Here is a 19295-nt window from a genome sequence, read left to right as displayed (position 1 = left end):
CTAGGGCAGCAAGCGTGCGTCATTGCGATGACATTTGTATGACAGACAGCGGTTCTCTACGAGTCGACAGGCACCTTGGGGGGAGGAAAGACCACATCGCCACCGCTGGCATCGAGCTGGCGAATATCCGTGGGCTTGCCCTGCTCATCCAGGCTTACCAGCCCAATGCCGCTGGCGTTCCATAGCCGCTCTCCGGCGCTGGCTTGGTCTGGGTCCCGGGGGTAGATGCTAAGCTTGCGCCGCTTGGTGAACCAGTTCAGCGGCGATAACGGCGCGTAGAGCCAACGGTTCAAACGGTCGAAGGTATTCAGCAACTGCTTGGGAAAAGTATTTTTCACCCCACTCGAAGTGATTTGCCATAGCTTTGGAGCCCGCTTCTGGCGGCGTACGACGATATCGTAGGCAAAGGAGTAGTGAACATCACCGGAGAGGATCACGTAGTTACCGGGGGTTTTGGAGTGCCGCCAGATATGCAGCAGCACGTTGGCCGCACCGCGGTGCGCCATCCAGTTCTCGGCATCCACCACCAGCGGTTTGCCCGCCAGGGTGAAGAGTTTTTGGATACTTTCGATCAGCTTGACGCCAAACATGGGCGCAGGCGAGACGATCACCGCGCTTTTAGTACCCAGCAGCGCCTGCTGCATCTCCATCAGCGCCTCCCAATCCATCAAGCCTGACGGGCGGTTGGGGCTGCGCTCGCTGCGCCAGCGGCGCGTACGGGTGTCCAGCACAATGAGTACGGGCGTGCCCGGCACCTGAAACTCCCAGCCCTGAAAGCGCAGCAGCCGCTCGATAAACGCGTCCTGGCGGTCAGGCTTCAGCGGGCCGACATCGTCGAACAGCGTGATCGCTTGGTGAAGCAACGGATTAAGTTTATCGGGCGCATTCCCCCACCCTTGGCAGAGCAGGTACGCCACCAGCGCGTTGCCGATAATACGTTTTGAGAACGGGTGGCCGTAGGCACAGCGCTCCCAGTCGGCAGTCAGGTTCCAGTCATCGGTGACATCATGATCATCAAAAATCATCAGGCTGGGCACGTGGGCCATCAGCCGCGCGCACTGAGGCAGACCCTCTACGAACGCTTCGATGATCGCCTGCTCTTCCTGGTAAGCCTCAGCATCTTTTTCGCCTAACGCCGGGGCGTCATAGGCAATCACCTGCCACGGCACGGGCGACCACACTAGGCAGTACATGGCGAGCATCTCGGCCAGCGTCATCAGGTGGTTCTGGGCGTTCGCCGAGGTGAATACCGGCTTTTTTACGCCGCCAAAAAAGCGCTCACGCAGCGCCGCGTTGCTGGTGACATCCGGCAGCAGCGCTTCCCGGTGGTAGTAGCTTTCCGGGGCGTTATACAGCGCTTGGCTGTCATCGACGGTAGCGCCCTCAAGCAGCTCATCCACCAGCCCCAGGCGGGCGATCAGCGCATGAACCGCCCGCAGCATGGGGCCTGCCACGTCGTCCACGTACACTTGGTCGCCGGTCATCAGCAGCCAAGCGGGCCACTCGGTAGGGGACTCCTGGCGCTCGGCTATCCAGTTATCGGCCCGCACTAAGCCATCGGCGCTATCGTGATGGGGTTTACGACAGGAGCCGTGCATCAGACGGTGGTGGCGAGAGGCCAACACAAACCCTGGGTAGTCATAGTCATCGTGGCATAGCCACGGCGCCCACTCCGGCAGGGGCTGCCACGCGCCATCAGTGCTTTGTACCTGCAGGTCGTAGGCAATGCGGGTGTCGGTGGGCAGCGCGGTGGGCAGCGAAAGGTCGATACAGTGAATATAAGCATGCCGACCAATCGCCACGCGCTGGTGGGCGTTATCTAACGCGTGGGTTTGCTGCTCCTCTTGCTCGGGGTTCAGCACGAGCAGCATGGTCAGCGGACGGGTCGCTACCAGCCATAAAATCAGCCGCGACGGCGAGAGGCGACGCAGCAAAGGTCCAACCAGTACGTCGGGTAACGTCGTGGCGATTTGTGTCATTTCACACCCTCTGTGCTGTGTGTTGCATCGCTCTTAAGATCGTTAAGTAGCGACCACAGGCAGTTCAATGACTACCTCTAAACCGCCAGACTCGGCGCGCTGAAGACGCATCTGGCCATGATAAAGCGTGACAAGGTCCGTCACGATGGCTAATCCCAATCCGCTGCCAGAGCGCTGCTCATCCAGCCGCCTGCCGCGCTGGACAGCGGCTTGACACTCTTGCGGCGTCATGCCGGGGCCGTCATCGCTGACAACCAGCAACAGCATCTCGCTTTGAGCCTGCAAGCGGATATGCACATCGCTTTTGCCCCAGCGCAGGGCGTTGTCCAGTAGATTACCCACCATCTCCTGCAGGTCCTGACCATCCATATGCACCCGCACGCCGCTATCCACGGTTTGGCGCAGGGTAATATGGCGGCGCTGCGCTAGCCGGGCAAGCCCGGTGATGAGCGGGGCCAGTGTGCCTTGGAGAGCCACCGGAGCAAAGCGTACTCCCTCGCCCGCAGCGGAAGCTCGCGCCAGATGGTGGCGCACGGCACTGTCGATACGCGACAGCTCGGCCTCCCAGGTATCGCGACTCTCGCCCGGTAGCTGTTTGGCCAACAGCCGCATCACACTAATCGGCGTTTTTAGGGCGTGAGCGAGGTTACCTGCCGTGTGGCGGCCCCGTTCGATGAGCCGCTGGTCACGGGCCAGCACGGCGTTCATGGATTTTGCCAATGTGGCCAGCTCGTCGGGCAAACGAGTTTCTAACTGCTCTGCTCGCCCCTGCTCCACCTCGCGCAGGTTAGCATTCATACGCCGCAGCGGCGCTAACCCCCAGCGTACCTGAAGCGCCAGTACGCCCAGTAGCAGCGCCCCTAGGCCCAGCAGGCCCAGCCACAGCATCTGCTGAAACTCCTGAATATCTTCGCGTAAATCATCGTCCCGCGCAGCCACGCTCACGTGCAGCGGTGTTTCTAAAGGCGCTAGATAAATATCGCGTTCAACGACACGTAACTGCTGTCCCCTTGGGCCTGGTAACGTGCGGGCGGTCACCCGCTCGCTCTCCAGCACCGGCAAACGCTGATCCCATAACGAGCGCGATGCGACCGAGCGGTTCGCCTCATCGGTGATTTGCCAATACCAGCCGGAATAGACATGGTCAAAACGCGAGTCGCCCAGGGCGCGCTCATAGTTCAGCTGCTGGTTCAGCGGGTCGTAGGTGACCCCAGCAATCACCACATTGAGCGTCGCTTCCAGCCGTTCATCAAACGCATTGACCGCAGCGGTGCGGTAATGGTGGGCCAATAGCCAACCAGCAACCGGCAGCGCCAGCAGCACCATGAGCAGCACCGCCAACAGCAGGCGTAGATTGATGGAGCGGCTAGCCCAGCGCTGACTCCAAGAGAGCACATCGGCGCTCATGAATCGCTCGGCTCATCGGCTAACAGGCGATACCCCTGACCGCGCAGCGTGGCAATGCGCCACGCGCCTAGCTTGCGCCGCAACCGACTGACCTGAACATCAATGACGTTGGAGTCGGGCTCGTGGTCACGGTCGTAAACGTGCTCAGACAGCTCGCTGCGGCTGACCACTCGCGGCGCGGCATGCATTAAGTAGCTTAATAGGCGGGTTTCCTGAGCGGTTAAGCTCACGGGACGCCCCGCCAAGGTGACATGCTGGGTGTGAGTATCCAGGCTAAGCTCGCCCACTTTAAGCACCGGGTGCGCATGGCCATGGGTACGGCGCACCAAGGCCCGCAGGCGAAACAGCACTTCGGCGGGTTCAAAGGGTTTGGTGACGTAGTCATCGGCCCCGGCGGTAAAGCCAGCGGCTTTATCGGCCCAGCGTTCACGGGCCGTTAAGATCAGTACCGGCAGATCAATACCATCCTCCCGCCAAGAAGAGAGCCAGCGAGTGCCATCGCCATCGGGCAGGCCAATATCCAAAATGACCGTATCGTACGCCTCCGTGCGCACCAAAAAATCTGCTTCCTGGCCGTTTTCCGCCAGCTCAACGATCCAGTCACCATCTTGCAACGCTTGACTCAGCTCACGGGCAAGCGCCTGGTCATCCTCTACCAGTAAACACTTCATCAAAAAAACCTTATCAATAAACCCAATGGAGGCAGGAAGGTGGGGGACGCAGGCAAACGTCTTAACGCTGCATCTCGCGGATGCGCACGCCCTCTATTTGCATAAGCTGGCCACTGTGACCGTCGAACTCAAACTCCACTACCTGCCCCTGGGGGCCAAGCAGCTTAATTTCATACTCAACCAGCCCGTCATCACGATCAATTTCGACTTCCAACACATCACCGATGTAGTGGGCGTCCAGCCAGTCAAGAATGGTCTCCAACGGCACTACATCACCACGCCGAACCTCGCTGTGTAACGCTTCCCAATGTTGGTCACCGGTCGCGCTACCCATCAGCATCAGCATCAGCATGAGCACCAACGCCAACATCAGCGCAAACTTATAGGGGAGCCGTTGCCAGGAGCGCTGCTTGAGTGGGAGAAGAGACGTATTTTTCATAACAGTAGGATGCCAAAGGCAACATGAACGCTAGATGAACAGCTTTGTCAGGTTAAGGAAAGAACCACAATGATATAAATACCCTGTCGCATTCGCTAACTGACCTTCGTTAGGCATCATCCGACAATGCATTCACTAAGCAAAGAAGGAATTTGATATGAACGTTATGAAAAAAATGCTGCTGATCCCAACTTCTGCTCTTCTGCTTGCCGCTGCTGCAGGTAGCGCCCAGGCAGACACTCAGCCGGTCGACCGGATTGATGACATTCTGACCTACGCTGCCGACTACGGGTTCACTCAGCTTGAAGAGATTAATGTTGATGACCGTGGCCGTGTAGAAGTAGAAGGCTGGTTAGACGATGAGTGGTACGCCGATGTGGACTTCTCCATGGATAACGGCGACACCCTGCAAGAAGAGCGTAAGCGCCTGATTACCGGTGCCTGGGGTATGAGCGAAGATGACGTTCGCCAAGCACTCAATGCTGCCAGCCAGGAAGGTATGACCGAATTTGAAAGCATCGATATCGATAAAAGCGGCATCATCGATGTTGAAGGCCGCGAGCAAAACGGTCGCGAGCTGGAACTGAGCCTGCGCCAGGGTTCTTTTGAAGTCACCCAGATGGATCGCGACTAATCGCATTCGCGTCTCGTACATCTAGCCGTACATTCTGTTAGTACGCTCTGTTAATACACTCTATTCATACACTCTCTGCGGCGGGCCTTCGGGCTCGCCGCTTTTTTGTACCTACGCATTCACTAGGATTTGATTGGCATCCCACATGAATGTCGTTAGCGTAGCCACCGGCGGTTAGCACAGCCGCCTCTCAAGCTAGCGAATAGGAGAGACTTTTTGACGACCTCCGCCGAAGGTGTCAGCGACGCGATACGCCATACAGTGCTGCGCGATCTCGCTTGGCTGTTAGCAACCCCCGATTTAGTCACCCTTGGCGCTTATCCTGGACGGCCCACAGGCTTAACGCTGGGCCTTACAGACAATCACCATACGTGGCTGACCGCTCTACTGCCCGGCGTTGAGGCGCTGAATGGCAAGCTAGCGACGCGCATGGGCCACTACCATGAGCGGCTGTGGCAGCTGTTACTGGATAACGCCCCTAATACCCGCCTGCTGGCCAATAATCTGCGTATTACTCAACGCCGCACGACGCTGGGCGAGCTGGATATGCTTTATCGCACGCGGACAAACCCAGTGCCGGTGCATTTGGAAGTAGCGATCAAGTTTTATCTTGGGCTTCCCGACGGGCCAGGCGAAGCCAACAGCCAAAGCCGCTGGATTGGGCCCGGTGGCTTGGACAGTTTGGCCTTGAAGTGCAGCCACCTGCTCCATCATCAGCTACCGCTCTCCCGTACTCGCACGGCGCAGGCGAATATTGCTCACTGGTTAACGCCCAGAGATACGGGCGAAGCGACCACGCTAAGCAACCTGCTGACTCAGCAGCTTGCCATGCCCGGCGTACTGTTTTATCCATGGCAGGCCAATTTGCCACCGCCTGTCGGGGCAACGGCCGAGCATCGGCGGGGGTGGTGGTGCCATCAACACGCTTGGCCCAGCGTGGCCCAACGCTACAGCACGGCGCTAAAAGTCGCGTGGCTAGCAAAGCCCCACTGGTTAGCGCCGCCATCGCTCGACGCATTTGGCAACGCCAATGAGCGGATGGAGGCCGTGATGACACAGGTCAACCGCTACGGGCCGCAGCAAGTGATGCTGTACGACCCGAAGGGAGGAGAGAACTGCTGGGAAGAGAACTACTGGGAAAAGAGTTGCCAGGAAAATAGTAGCCAGGAGAGACTGCTAACGCGGTTGATGGTGGTACCCAACGACTGGCCGCGCCAGGTACCGCTACCGCCTAAGCGGCGTGGTTAATCCACCCGCCTTATACCACCACGAGATTATCGCGATGAATCAGCTCGTGGGCTTCCACGTAACCAAGGATGGCTTCGATTTGGTGGCTTGGCTGGCCCGCTAGCTGGCGAGCTTCGTCGGCCCCGTAATTGACCAAGCCCTTGGCCACGCGAGTGCCCTGCTCATCCACACACAGCACCATGTCGCCGCGCTTAAAACTGCCCTGCACGTCACGCACGCCAACGGCCAGCAGGCTAGAGCCTTTACCACGCAGCACGTTGACCGCGCCCGCATCCAGCACCAGCGTACCGCGCACCTGAAGCTGACCCGCTAGCCAGCGCTTGCGCGCTGCCATAGGGGCTTGATCCGGGCGCAGCAGCGTGCCGAGTGCTTCACCATTCATTACCCGAGTAATTACCTGCGGCTGGCGACCGCTGGCAATCACGGTTACCGCGCCGGAACGCGCCGCGAGCTGGGCAGCGCGCACCTTGGTGCTCATCCCTCCCCGGCCCAACGCTCCGCCGCTGCCTGCCACGGCGGCCAAGCGGGGGTCGTCAGCACGCCCCTCAGTAATCAGCGTGGCGTCAGGATTATGGCGGGGGTCGGCATCGAACAGGCCTTCCTGGTCGGTGAGCAGCAGCAGCGCATCGGCCTCCAGCAAGTTCGCCACCAGCGCGCCGAGAGTGTCGTTATCGCCAAAGCGGATCTCGTCGGTGACGACGGTATCGTTTTCGTTGATCACCGGTACCACGCGCATTTCGACCAGCGTGCGCAATGCCGAGAGCGCATTCAGGTAGCGCTTGCGGTTAGAGAGGTCGTCGTGGGTAAGCAGAATCTGCGCGGTGAGCATGCCGTGGCGCGCAAAGTGCTGCTCGTAGCACTGAGTCAGGCCATTTTGGCCCACGGCGGCGGCCGCCTGCAGCTCGTGCACGGCGCTGGGGCGTGCCTGCCAGCCCAGGCGCACCATGCCAGCTGCCACCGCACCGGAGGAGACCAGCACCACCTCTTTACCCTGCTGATGCAGGGCGGCAATTTGATCCACCCAGCCGCCAATGGCCGCTTCGTCCAGCCCACGACCATCATTAGTGAGCAGCGCGCTGCCAATTTTGACCACTACCCGGCGGGCGCTACTCAGCGCCTCACGGCCCGGCAACTGCTCGTTGCTTTCCACGTCGCGACTCTCCCACTCCATTGCGCTCACGCGATTTATCCTAGCTAGTACGCCGCTGGCTTACGGGGCGTACTCCACTTCGACATCGTAATCATCGTCGTCGAAATCGTCATCGTCTTCTTCATCATCGCGCTTACGACGACGGCCAAGGCGGGCTTCGGTACGGGCCACCGACTCCTCTTCCATGCGACGGCGCATCTCCTGCTCGCGGGCATGGGCCTCTTCGTCTTCGTTTTCTAAGCGCTGCTGCTCGGTGAGCCAGCGGTAAGCGGCTTGCACCAGCTTATCGGTGCCTTCATTGCTGATCGCCGAAATACGGAAGACGGGGCCATCCCAGTTCAGCGCATCAATGATCGCCTGGGCGCGCGCCTCGCGCTCCTCTTCCGGCAGCAGGTCGAACTTGTTCAACACCAGCCAGCGGGGCCGCTCGGAGAGCGCCGGAGAGAACTGACCAAGCTCGTGAATAATCGCCTGCGCGGCTTCCACCGGGTCGGACTCATCAAACGGCGCCACATCAACCACGTGGAACAGCAGCCGCGTGCGGGTCAGGTGCTTCAAGAAGCGCAGCCCCAGGCCAGCACCGTCGGAGGCACCTTCAATCAGCCCCGGTACGTCGGCCATTACAAAGTGCTCATGCATCCCCAGCTTCACCACGCCCAGGTTTGGCACCAGCGTAGTGAACGGGTAGTTAGCCACTTTGGGCTTGGCCGCAGAGACCGAACGAATCAGCGTCGACTTACCGGCGTTGGGCATGCCCAGCAGGCCCACATCCGCCATCACTTTCATTTCCAGGCGCAGGTTGCGACGGTCGCCTTCGGTGCCCGGCGTGGTGCGCCGAGGCGCACGGTTGGTGGAGGATTTAAAGTGAATATTCCCTAACCCACGGCGGCCGCCTTCTGCTACCAGCACGACCTGACCAATTTCGGTCACGTCGGCAATCACCTCAAGGGTGTCTTCATCAATCACCGTGGTGCCTACCGGCACTTTGACGTGCAGGTCTTCACCAGCTTTACCGCTCATCTGGCGGCCCATGCCGCCTTGCCCATTTTCAGCTTTGTAGAAGCGCTGAAATTTGAAATCAATCAAGGTGTTGAGCGAGTCATCACCAATCAGATAAACGCTGCCACCGTGGCCGCCATCACCACCATCGGGGCCACCCTTGGGCACATATTTCTCGCGGCGAAAGCTCAGACAGCCATTGCCGCCTTTACCTGCCTCAACAATAATCGAGGCTTCATCGACGAACTGCATTGGATTCTCCCGGCCGCTTCCGCCGCCCTCACTGCACTATCCCCACCCGCCTCATGCGGGCAAAAGGGATCGAAAAGACAAAAAAGCCCCGCCATGGCGGGGCTTTTCTTTCGTCATCTTCGCACTGCATAAGTCATACCAACCAACTTACTCAAAGCAACCGAGGTTGCTTAGGCAGAAACGATGCTGACGAATTTACGGTTGTTCGGACCTTTGGTCTCGAACTTCACGAAGCCGTCGTTCAGAGCGAACAGCGTGTGATCACGACCCAGGCCAACGCCAGTGCCTGCGTGGAAACGAGTGCCACGCTGACGAACGATGATGTTACCTGCGGTTGCCGCTTGGCCACCGAAGAGTTTCACACCAAGGCGTTTGGATTCGGAATCGCGACCGTTACGCGTGGAGCCGGCTGCCTTTTTATGTGCCATTGCAAAATCCTCCTAAAGGGAATTGGCTGCTTACGCAGAAATTCCGGTAATTTTGACTTCAGTGAACCACTGACGGTGGCCCTGACGCTTCATGTGGTGCTTCCGGCGACGGAATTTGATGATCGTCACTTTATCGCCACGGCCGTGGGAAACGATTTCAGCGGAAACTTTGGCACCGCTAATGAAAGGTGCGCCAATGTTTACGTCATCGCCGTCTGCAACCAGCAGCACTTCATCAAACTCAATCGTTTCGCCGGTAGCGACTTCGATTTTCTCGAGCTTGAGGGTTTGACCTTCTTGAACGCGGTACTGTTTACCACCGCTTTTAATAACTGCGTACATGTCGCTCTCCGGACTTGTCGTTAATGCCGGTTACGCCCCGCGTAACCAACGCTCATCGCCTTCCGCTCTTATCGACCTGCTGCGAGTGGCGCCTCTTTTGGCAGCCATCTGACAGGGAGCATGATGAGTGGGTCGCGGATTATAACGACTATCGCTTCATACCACAAGGCCACCGGGGCTTGTCAATCTTCCAAACGCCGGCCTGGGCCTGCTTAGCGCGGCTATGCCTTGACGCCTTACAGGCAGCCCCATAGCATGAGCTCCACTCTTACCTGCCGCGATGAACGGAACCCATGACAGCCAACGTCTCCTCAATCCCGCCTGCCAGCCCTTCGCCTTCACCGCTGCACGCCGTGGTGGCCGACGATTTTGAGGCCGTCAACCGCACCATTGTGACGCAGTTGAATTCTCGCGTGCCGCTGGTGGAAACCATCGGCCAGTACATCATCGAAAGCGGCGGTAAACGCCTGCGCCCGCTACTGGTACTGTTGGCAGCGCGCTCGTTGGGCTACGAGGGCGACAAGCATATTACCCTCGCCACGCTGATCGAGTTTATGCATACCTCCACTCTGTTGCACGATGACGTGGTGGATGAGTCGCACATGCGCCGTGGCAAGAAAACCGCCAACGACGCCTGGGGCAATGCGCCTTCCGTGCTGGTGGGTGATTTCCTCTACTCCCGCTCGTTCCAGATGATGGTGGATGTAGGCTCCATGCGCATCATGGCGATCCTATCCGGAGCCACCTGCGTGATCGCAGAAGGTGAAGTGCTGCAGTTGACCAACATTGGCAACCCCAGTATTTCCGAGGCGGATTACTTCGAGACCATCCAGGGTAAAACCGCGATGCTGTTTGAAGCCGCCTCCCACAGCGGCGCGGTGCTCGCCGAAGCTACGCCGGAGCAGGAGCGCGCCCTGCAGCATTACGGCCGCTACCTGGGTCTCGCTTTCCAACTGATTGACGACTTGCTGGACTATCAAGGCGACGCCGAGGCGATGGGCAAAAACGTTGGCGACGACTTGGCCGAAGGCAAGCCCACGCTACCGCTCATTCACGCCATGGAGCGCGGCACTCCTGAGCAAGCCAAGCTGATTCGTCAGGTGATTCGCAAAGGCGGTCTTGAACAGCTAGACGACGTACTGGCGATTATTCACGACACCGGGGCGCTGGCGTACACCCGCGTACGGGCAGAAGAGATGGCGGATAAAGCGCTAGCCGAACTGGATGCCCTGCCCCCTAGCCCTTATCGCGATAGCATGGCTCAACTTGCCCGCTTAGCCGTAGATCGCCAAGCGTAACCGACAACGCTTTTCGCGTTGTACAAAGAAAGGGCGTGAAAAAAGAGGCTTGAAAAAAGCCCTTCGCCTGCGTATGATTCGTCCCGTTGTTGGGCACGCCTCAGCAACTTTCGGAATATAGCTCAGCTTGGTAGAGCGCTGCCTTCGGGAGGCAGAGGTCGTAGGTTCGAATCCTGCTATTCCGACCAAGAATTCAATGAAAACGGCCACTTAGCTTTTAGAGCAAGTGGCCGTTTTTGTTTGTGTGCAAGTTACCCCGGCGGGTGAATCAGCCCTACCACACTGACCACAATCAGCACTGCGCCCAATACGCGAAAAAACAGCCCCGTATCGGCATTAAGCAAGTAGCGGTGGGCTTTTTCACCAAGCAAGTGGCCGATAAAGGCACAGGGCAGCAGCCACAGTTGATGAATGAGCTGTAGGTCAACGCCCGCAATCACAAACGACACCATTTTGATCACGACCAAAATAAACCACAGCACAAACATGGTGTCGCGTAACTGCTCTTTCGCGACATGAGTGGCGAACACGGACACAATCAGCGGTGCGCCAATCAGCGACGTGCCGCTAACGTAGCCCCCCAGCCCCAGCAGTACATAATCCACGTACTTATTGTTACTTCTAAACGGCTTATTTAGCACATAGCCGATGGCGTAGATGATCACGATACCGAAGATAATACTGGTCATCACATTGGCGGGCAGGGTGAGCAACCCAACCACCCCCACCAGCTTGGGCACGATCATGATCTTGAGCGCTTTGCCTAAATAGCCCCAGTCGATGTTGCTCTGAACCGCAGCGCTGCTGCCCGCCTGCTGCAGCTGACGATGCCCATTCCAGGCAATCCAACTGGAAAAAATCAGCAGATGAATAGCAATAATCGGCAGGAACACCAATGGTTCGTTGACGACGAGCAGGAGAAACGGCAGCGCCAAGACCGCGCCACCAAAGCCAAGACTGGTGCGCACAAAACCGCTCCAGGCAAAGATAAGCCCAATCAGCACGTACTGATACCAAAGTAAATCTGCCATAGCGTTGATAGGTTTCCTTACAGTGATGGGATCAGACTAACTGCCACCAGCGCGGCAGCAGTGCGCGCACCTGGGCATGGGCAAAACGGTCATCCATTAATACCACAACCCCTTCATCGTCGGGGCTGCGGATCACTCGCCCAGCGGCCTGTATCACCTTGATCACCCCAGGAATACGGTAGGTATAGTCGCCTCCCCGGCCAAAGCGCGCCTGCAATCGGGCTTTCAGCGCTTCGTTAAAGTCGTTAAACGGCGGCAAGCCCAGTGTTGCCACAAAGGCACCGATCAATCGCTCACCGGGCAGGTCAATGCCCTCCGCGAAGGCACCACCCAACACGGCAAAACCGATGCCTTTACCGCCGGGGGCAAAGCGCGCCAAAAACGCCTCACGCTCAGGCTCCTGCATGCTGCGCGTTTGCGCGAAAACGGGAATCTCAGGGTGCGCCTGCTCGAATGCGTCCATCACCTGTTCGAGGTAAGCAAAACTGCTGAAAAACGCCAGGTAGTGCCCCGGCTTGTGCTGATAGTGCGCCGCCAGTGTCGCAACAATCGGAGGCACCGACGCCGTGCGCTGATGGTAACGGGTAGAGATATCGCTACGCACATGGACCTCTAGCTGCTGCGCCACGAAGGGAGATTCCACCTCGCGCCATACGCTGCACTCCGGTAACCCCAGTAAGTCGCGGTAGTAGTGAAACGGCGACAGCGTGGCGGAAAACAGCACCGTACAGTGGGCGCGCTTAAAGCGCGGGGCGAGAAAGTCCGCCGGAATCACATTGCGCAGCCCAAGCACTGCACTTCCCTTGCCTTGAATCTCCAAATCGCACAGCGAGTGGTCGCCGAACGATTCCGCCAAGCGGCAGAATGCAAGCGCTTCGAACAGCAGTTCCTGGAGTGCCTGATTCGCGCCGTCGGGGTGCTCCACGAGATAATCCGAGATAGCCCCGGCCAGGGTATGCAGTGCGCTCACCAGTTTGGTGGGCAGCGTTTCTAGCAAGTGGTAACGCCGCTCCGGCGCTTGGGCGGCCACCTCTTTATTGAGCGCCTGCCACTGCCTGCCTACGCGGGCCAGCGGCTTGGCTAAGGCGGGCGGGGAGTGACGGCGCAGGAAGCTCAAGCGCTGCTGGGAGAGCGCGGCGCTGTACATGCCGCGAGCACGGTCTACCAGGTTATGCGCCTCATCTACCAGCAGCCCCACTCGCCAGTCGTTGGCTTGAGCAAGCCCGTGCAGCAGCGCGTGGCTATCGAACCAGTGGTTTACATCCCCCACCGTCACATCGGCCCAGCGGGCCAGCTCCTGACCCAAATAGTAGGGGCAAACCTGATGCGCCAGCGCCACTTCGCGCAGCGCATCGCGCGCTAGCCAGCCTTTTTCCACCGCCGCTTGGCGGGCGGCAGGCAAACGGTCGTAAAACCCTTTTGCTAAAGGGCAGGCATCGCCTTGACAGGCGGTACCGGGGTATTCACAGGCTTTATCGCGGGCGACGAGTTCCAGCACCTTCAACGGCTGCGCGGGGGCATCTAGGCTCGCCAAGGCATCCAGCGCGAGGCGGCGGCCAGGGGTTTTCATAGTGAGAAAAGCGATGCGGTCGAGCCGCTGGCGGGGCATCGCGGAGAGCATGGGAAACAGCGTGCCCAGGGTTTTGCCAATGCCGGTGGGCGCTTGGGCCAGCAGGCAGCGTCCGGTGCTGGCGGCTTTGAACACATCTTCGGCCAACGCCCGCTGCCCTGGACGAAAGTCCACGTGGGGAAAGGTCAGCGTGGCGAGCCACGCATCGCGGCACTCGCGGTGGGCGGCCTCCTGCTCGGCCCAGGCTAAAAAGCGCTGGCACTGGTCGGCAAAAAACGCCGCTAGCTCCTCGGCACGGGCATCAAGCGTCAGCCGGGTTTCCTGGCCGCTGGCAATATCCAGGTACACCAGCGCCAGCGTGATGTGTGAAAGGCCGCGCTCGGCGCAGAGCAGCGCGCCGTATACCCTCACCTGAGCCCAATGCAGTGCTCGCTGGTTATCCGCCATGCGCGCTAGGCTGCTGCGATGGGTCTTGACCTCTTCAACGCAATTCGCCGCCACATCGAAGCCATCGGCGCGGCCCGCCACGCGTAGCCCCTGATATTCGCCGGAGAGCGGTAATTCGGCCAGGTAGCCCGCTATGTTTTCCCGCCGTTTGGCCACCAGCGCGTGGCCTTCAATGCCCTCTTGGGCGCTGGGAGCGGGGGTAAAACGGTGGTCGAGGTCGCCTTGGCGTGCGGTGAAATCGCACAGCGTACGCACCGCGACCCGATAGCGGCTCATGAAGTGGGCTGCCAGCGCACGTGGCACACCTCAACCGGCATGTCGTGGCGGCAGAAGAAATCAATCCAGCGGCGCTGGTTATCCTGCAGACGGTCACCGGGGCCTTTCACTTCGATCATACGGTAGCGAGGCTTCCCGGCGGGCGCATCGGGCATTAGCTGAATAAGATCCGGCAGGCCTGCCCGATTGTGCTTTAGGTCACTTAGCAAGCGGATAAAGCAGGCGCGTAGGTGCGCGGCGGGCAGGCAGCTAAGCGCGGCTGTTAACAGCGGTTCGCTCAAGACACCCCAGTGCACAAACGGCGAGGTAATGCCCTGCTTCGCGTGCCAAGTCGCTCGCATCGTCTCGCGGTAGCGCCCGTCGTCTAGCTGCGCCAGGCAGGCGTCGATCTCGGCTTGGCGCTGGCGAACAAAGTCCTCGCGGTACAAATCCGCAGGCCCACTATGAAACGGATGAAAAAACGCCCCCGGCAGCGGTTTGAAAATCGCTGGCCAGAGCAACAGGCCAAAAAGCCCGGTAATTAGGCAGTTTTCCACATAGAACACCGGAGTACTGGCGGTGGATAAGTGTTCGGCAACGGCGCGCTCTACCGATTGAGGGCCAGGAAGCTCCAGCACGTAGGTCGGGGCCTCGGCTGCTTTCACTACCTGGGGGGCGGGCTGGTTCAACTTGCGCGCCAAGCGCGGCAACAAGCGCCCAAGCGCTTGGGTTTCGCTCTCTCTCGCCTGCTCGCGCGCGGCCTGAGCGAGTTCATAAGCTTCTGAGTAGCGCTTCAGGCGTTCCAATACTCGCAGCCTGCGTATGCGTGCCTCGCTGTTAGTCGATTCGGCGTACAGCAAAAGCGCTTGTTCTGCTTCACCGCTGCGTTCCGCCGTTTGCCCCAGGGTCAGCAGCAGCCGCGAACGGCGTGCGTCTAGCCAGCGGTTGCCGGAGGCTGCGGGCACATCAGCGGCCAGTCGATCTGGCGGCTCGCCGCTCTCCAGGCGCTCGCGCAGGCGGTGCAGCGTGAGGTAGGTATCCACCTCTTCCCGGCGCTGAAACGCGCGAGACTCTGCGGTCAGCGGCACTTGTTCAAAACGCTGCAAGCCAAGCTCGGTGAGCACGAACTCAGCCCAATCTTGGCGCAGGTTGCCAAAGAACATCAGCCGCAGGCGGTCGCACAGCGCCATGACGTTGAGCCGCACGATGTGCGTTGTTGCGGCAGGCCACCACTGGCGCAGCGGTATTGAATCGGTAAGCACCGGCATTAACGCGGCTTGGAGCGCCGTTTTGGTGGCATTAGACGACAGCCCAGCGGCGCTGATAGGAGCTTGCAAGGCGTGGCGCAGCTCGCTTAAGCGCAGCAGCCGAAACAGTTCCTTCACGTTTAACAGCGGCGCGTCATCCACCCAGCCAAGCGCCATCAGCGGTGCCAACGCCAGATGGGTATCGCCAATTTCGGGGTAGCTGAGCTTATCCACGCGAAACAGCTCGCCCTTACGCATCACCATCCGCACTAACAGCGCTTGAGAAGCGCGGGGCAGCTGCGACCACTGCTGGAGCGTGTGATGCTCATCGGCACTGAGTAAATCTCCGTGGCGCGCCTGCACCCACGCGACTACAAAGCGAAAATTCGCTAAGTAGTAGACAGGATCATCGAGGGAGGCGGTCGCCGGAGCGGCAGAGGCACTGTTCATGCATCCATTGTAACAGTGCAAGCAGTCGTGGGTTAACCCACGCGGTGTTGGTAAAGCACTTCCAAGGCATCGTCAGCGGCTTGCTCGTCGGCGTTCGGTGTGTCAGAGGATGGCTCGCTCACGCGCGGGGCAGGCTTCGCTTGGGCAGCTGGCCTGCGCCCGCCGACCAGCACATACCACTCTGCTTCGGTGAGATAGTGCTGGCACCAGCGGCTGAGGCCATCGGCCACGGCGTCGCGACTGCGTTCGCCGCCTCGAAACGCGGTCGCCAGGTGAAGCAAATCCTGGCGGGCAGTGCGAGCACGGGCGTTTCCCCCGTGCACTTTGGAAAGCGGGCAGCGTCGGTCATAGGCCGCGTTGGTGAGGGCATTTAGCCAACGCTCCACTTCATGTGCCTGAATACCGCCGTAAACTGCCACGTGCCGCTCCCGCGTTGAACGATCAAATTAAAAAAGAGAAAACGACCTATAGCATAGGCCAAAAAGGCATAAGACTGCCCGAATTTCGTGCAACTGTCACCTTAATGCCTTATTTCGCGCCCTGCATGACCTCCTCAAACCCTTGTAAGACGTTCACCACGTTGACCCCGATATCCTCAACGGCGTAGCCCCCTTCCATTAAAAACACGCAGGGTAGCCCAGCGGCCGCGAGACGTTGCCCAAGGGCAATAAAGTCGACGTGCTGAAAGGTAAAGGCGCTGATCGGGTCACCTTCAAAAATATCCACACCCAGCGATACCACCAGCAATTCACACTCTGCTCTATGGATATGCGCCAGCGCCTCATCCAACGCGGCCATCCACGTCGCAACGGAGGTGCCCGGCGGCAGCGGGTAATTGATCGTGAAGCCTTCACCTACTCCTTCGCCGGTTTCGTCGCTGTAGCCCGAAAAGTAAGGGAAGGTCACGTCAGGGTCGCCGTGGAGCGAGGCGAACAGCACGTCGTCACGGCGATAGAAGATCTGCTGGGTGCCGTTACCGTGATGAAAATCCACGTCGAGAATCGCGACACGGCGCTTGCCAGCGTCCAGCGCGCGCTGGGCAGCGATGGCGGCATTATTAAAAAAGCAGTAGCCGCCGAATTGATCCACCGCCGCGTGGTGGCCCGGCGGACGGCACAGGCCGAAGGTCGGCTCACCAGTAGCGAGGGTATGATCGGTTGCCGCCAGCGCGGTATCTTTACTTGCCATGGCAGCGGCAAAGGTGCCTTCCGTAATCGAAGTTTCAGCAGCAAGGGCGTAGTAGCCCAACTGGCCGCTCACCGACTGGGGAATACGGTCACCGCGCATCGTACGGGCTGGCCAGATATTGGGGATGGCCTCGCCCGCGTGGCCCGCCGCTTGCCATGCCTGCCAGCAGTTTTCCAAGAACGCGACGTAATCAGCATCGTGAACCGCCAGCACGGGCGCAAGGCCGTAGTCACTGGGCGAACGAACTTCAAACGCGGCTTTGCTCAAGGCAGCCAATACCAAATCCATCCGCTCGGGGCACTCAAAGGGGGTAACTAAAGCGCCATCGTGGAGTTCGCTACGGGCTTGGCGCTGGCGGCTACCTTCGGAAAAAAACGTTAGCATGCGGTTTCCTTCTTTATGCGTGATACGGCCAGTCAGCTGCCCAGCGACGCTTTTGGGCTGGGGTCTGCTGCTTTAACTGATACTCAGCACGGCTGGCAGCGGCACGGTCGGCAAAGGGTTGCGCGCCCAGTAACGCTAGTGGCGGGTTTGCCCGGGTATAGCGCGCGCCTTTACCCGTCGCGTGGGCTTGGTAGCGTTTGGCGAGGTTGTTAGTAATCCCTACATAGGTACCGCGCCTACACTCAAGCAGGTACAAATACCATGGAGAAGTGGCTGTGTTTTCCATAGCGGCTCGTTAGCTGTTCGTAGAGGTAGACACTTCCTGTTCGGCCATTAAACGCTCAAGCTCTGCCAGCGGCATGGGTTTCGCTAGCCCAAAACCTTGGAATAAATCACAGCGGTACGCCAACAGTCGCTGATGCTGCTCGTTGGTTTCCACGCCTTCAGCCACCACATTAAGGCCTAGGTGATGAGCCATGGAGATCACCCCCTGCACAATAGCTGAATCACCGTCGCTGTTGGTGATCTCACTGATAAAACTGCGATCAATTTTGATCGTGCTGATCGGCAAGTGCTTGAGATAGCTCAAACTTGAGTAGCCAGTACCAAAGTCATCAATCGACACACTGACCTGCATAGTGTGTAACTCATTAAGAATATTGATTGCTGCGTCGGTATTATCCATCAGGATGCCTTCGGTCAACTCTAGGGCCAACTGCTCTGCTGGCAATCCAGTATCCAATAACGTTTGACGCAGCGTGGCTAGAAAACTGTCACGGTGGAACTGCAAAGGCGAAAGATTCACCGCGACCCGCAGCTCCCCCAACCCGCTGCGCTGCAACTTGAGCATATCCTTACAGGCCCGCTGCAGCACCCATTCGCTAATCGGCATAATTTGCCCAGTAGCCTCCGCCAAGGGAATAAAGCGGGCAGGGGAAATATAACCTTTAATAGGGTGCGGCCAGCGCAGCAGTGCTTCCACGCTGTCGATTCGCCCATGCCGGTTAAACAGCGGCTGATAATGCAATTCAAAGCCTTGGTGGTCGATGGCTTCCTGCAGGTCGTTACGCAGGCTGACCCGCTCGTTGGCCACTTCGTTGATGTCGTGGCTGAACCACGCATAGGCGTTACGGCCTTGCTGCTTGGCTTTGTACATCGCCATATCCGCTTGCTGAATCAGGGTTTGTGGCTGGGGAGTATCGGGCTGGCTCATGGCAATACCCACGCTGGCGGTCAAATACAGCTCATGGCCATCGATGCAGTAAGGCTTAGCGAGCGCTGGCAATAAACGCTCCGCCACGTCAATCACTTGCCCTTTATCAACGATATTAGTAAGCAGTAGTACAAATTCATCGCCCCCTAGCCGGGCAACCGTATCCGCTTGCCGCAGGGCAGCATGCAGGCGCTTAGCGACCTCTATCAATACTTGGTCGCCCACTGCGTGCCCTAGCGTGTCATTGATTGGCTTGAAATCATCTAGATCTACAAACAACACGCTAATGCGCTCACCACTTTCTTGGGCATGGGCGAACCGTTGATGCAGCTTTTCTTCAAACTGCATACGGTTGGGTAAGCGAGTGAGGTCATCGTGGGTGGCATGATAAGCAAGGCGTGCCTCATAAGCTTTATGCTGTGAGATATCGTGCTGTACACCTACAAAGTGGGTGATATGCCCTTGGTCATCCCGCACTGGAGACACATATAAGTCGTTCCAGAACGGCGTGCCATCTTTGCGCTGACACTCCCCGCCCGCCGCGCTTCGCGCTTTGGGCGAGGGTTCTGAGATCACCCCCAGAACCTTCCTGCTTCCACACGCCTTCACTAGATAGCAGCTAGGCCGCTGCCCTCCGCTCCGGTCGCTCCACAGGCTAACCCC

The 19295-nt window shown here is 58.9% G+C and carries 18 protein-coding genes and 1 tRNA gene; 4 read left to right on the top strand and 15 right to left on the bottom strand.

The annotated features are described in order from the left end of the window. Positions 1-56: 56 nt before the first annotated feature. From AC13CY_RS16160 to AC13CY_RS16145, 4 genes are all read right to left on the bottom strand, one after another. Positions 57-1979, bottom strand: a complete 1923-nt coding sequence (locus AC13CY_RS16160) for a metallophosphoesterase family protein (RefSeq protein WP_058579736.1) — start codon at positions 1977-1979, stop codon at positions 57-59. A gap of 42 nt (positions 1980-2021) precedes the next feature. Then, a complete protein-coding gene (locus AC13CY_RS16155; protein WP_172415833.1) occupies positions 2022-3386 on the bottom strand; it encodes a sensor histidine kinase in 1365 nt (454 codons plus the stop codon). Then, a complete protein-coding gene (locus AC13CY_RS16150) occupies positions 3383-4057 on the bottom strand; it encodes a winged helix-turn-helix domain-containing protein (protein ID WP_058579734.1) in 675 nt (224 codons plus the stop codon). The genes AC13CY_RS16155 and AC13CY_RS16150 overlap by 4 nt, the downstream gene beginning before the upstream one ends. 61 nt (positions 4058-4118) lie before the next feature. Next, positions 4119-4427 (bottom strand): PepSY domain-containing protein, encoded by a 309-nt coding sequence (locus AC13CY_RS16145; protein WP_058579742.1) that lies wholly within the window; start codon positions 4425-4427, stop codon positions 4119-4121. Between the two features lie 226 nt (positions 4428-4653). On the opposite strand from AC13CY_RS16145, the gene AC13CY_RS16140 reads away from it, so the two are divergent. After that, a complete protein-coding gene (locus tag AC13CY_RS16140) occupies positions 4654-5130 on the top strand; it encodes a PepSY domain-containing protein (protein WP_054640965.1) in 477 nt (158 codons plus the stop codon). Positions 5131-5346: 216 nt separating this feature from the next. Further along, on the top strand, positions 5347-6378 hold the full coding sequence (locus AC13CY_RS16135) for a DUF1853 family protein (RefSeq protein WP_058579733.1): 1032 nt from the start codon (positions 5347-5349) through the stop codon (positions 6376-6378). 10 nt (positions 6379-6388) lie between these two features. Here AC13CY_RS16135 and proB read toward each other — a convergent pair whose 3' ends face one another. The 4 genes from proB to rplU form a co-directional block, all read right to left on the bottom strand. Continuing rightward, a complete protein-coding gene (gene proB / locus AC13CY_RS16130) occupies positions 6389-7549 on the bottom strand; it encodes a glutamate 5-kinase (RefSeq protein ID WP_483052812.1) in 1161 nt (386 codons plus the stop codon). 39 nt (positions 7550-7588) lie between these two features. Continuing rightward, on the bottom strand, positions 7589-8779 hold the full coding sequence (cgtA, locus tag AC13CY_RS16125; RefSeq protein WP_062360500.1) for an Obg family GTPase CgtA: 1191 nt from the start codon (positions 8777-8779) through the stop codon (positions 7589-7591). 170 nt (positions 8780-8949) lie between these two features. Next, on the bottom strand, positions 8950-9207 hold the full coding sequence (rpmA, locus tag AC13CY_RS16120) for a 50S ribosomal protein L27 (protein ID WP_030071394.1): 258 nt from the start codon (positions 9205-9207) through the stop codon (positions 8950-8952). A 30-nt stretch (positions 9208-9237) separates the two neighbouring features. Continuing rightward, the gene (gene rplU, locus AC13CY_RS16115) at positions 9238-9549 is read right to left on the bottom strand and encodes a 50S ribosomal protein L21 (RefSeq protein ID WP_016915863.1); all 312 of its coding nucleotides are present in this window, start codon (positions 9547-9549) and stop codon (positions 9238-9240) included. A 293-nt stretch (positions 9550-9842) separates the two neighbouring features. On the opposite strand from rplU, the gene ispB reads away from it, so the two are divergent. Both ispB and AC13CY_RS16105 read left to right on the top strand, forming a co-directional pair. Next, positions 9843-10847, top strand: a complete 1005-nt coding sequence (gene ispB, locus AC13CY_RS16110) for an octaprenyl diphosphate synthase (protein ID WP_062360498.1) — start codon at positions 9843-9845, stop codon at positions 10845-10847. Positions 10848-10958: 111 nt separating this feature from the next. Continuing rightward, a tRNA-Pro gene (locus AC13CY_RS16105) sits at positions 10959-11035 on the top strand. 63 nt (positions 11036-11098) lie between these two features. Here AC13CY_RS16105 and AC13CY_RS16100 read toward each other — a convergent pair. From AC13CY_RS16100 to AC13CY_RS16070, 7 genes are all read right to left on the bottom strand, one after another. Next, complete coding sequence (locus tag AC13CY_RS16100) at positions 11099-11878, bottom strand: sulfite exporter TauE/SafE family protein (RefSeq protein ID WP_044628782.1); 780 nt, start codon at positions 11876-11878, stop codon at positions 11099-11101. Positions 11879-11909: 31 nt separating this feature from the next. Then, positions 11910-14171: an ATP-dependent DNA helicase gene (locus AC13CY_RS16095; protein WP_483052803.1), complete on the bottom strand. Its 2262-nt coding sequence runs from the start codon at positions 14169-14171 to the stop codon at positions 11910-11912. Next, a complete protein-coding gene (locus AC13CY_RS16090) occupies positions 14168-15847 on the bottom strand; it encodes a VRR-NUC domain-containing protein (RefSeq protein ID WP_483052802.1) in 1680 nt (559 codons plus the stop codon). Before AC13CY_RS16090 ends, AC13CY_RS16095 begins: the two co-directional genes overlap by 4 nt. A 32-nt stretch (positions 15848-15879) precedes the next feature. Next, a complete protein-coding gene (locus AC13CY_RS16085) occupies positions 15880-16266 on the bottom strand; it encodes a hypothetical protein (RefSeq protein WP_483052801.1) in 387 nt (128 codons plus the stop codon). 109 nt (positions 16267-16375) lie between these two features. Beyond that, positions 16376-17419: a histone deacetylase family protein gene (locus tag AC13CY_RS16080; RefSeq protein WP_483052800.1), complete on the bottom strand. Its 1044-nt coding sequence runs from the start codon at positions 17417-17419 to the stop codon at positions 16376-16378. A gap of 13 nt (positions 17420-17432) precedes the next feature. Continuing rightward, entirely contained in the window at positions 17433-17705 is a 273-nt protein-coding gene (locus AC13CY_RS16075; RefSeq protein WP_062360488.1) for a GIY-YIG nuclease family protein, read from the bottom strand. 9 nt (positions 17706-17714) lie between these two features. Then, entirely contained in the window at positions 17715-19208 is a 1494-nt protein-coding gene (locus AC13CY_RS16070; protein ID WP_287836689.1) for a putative bifunctional diguanylate cyclase/phosphodiesterase, read from the bottom strand. Between the last annotated feature and the right edge of the window lie 87 nt (positions 19209-19295).

It is taken from the genome of Vreelandella sp. L-15 (assembly GCF_056857635.1).
Note: the sequence above shows the minus strand (reverse complement) of the source record. Positions and strands in the feature narration are given on the sequence as shown.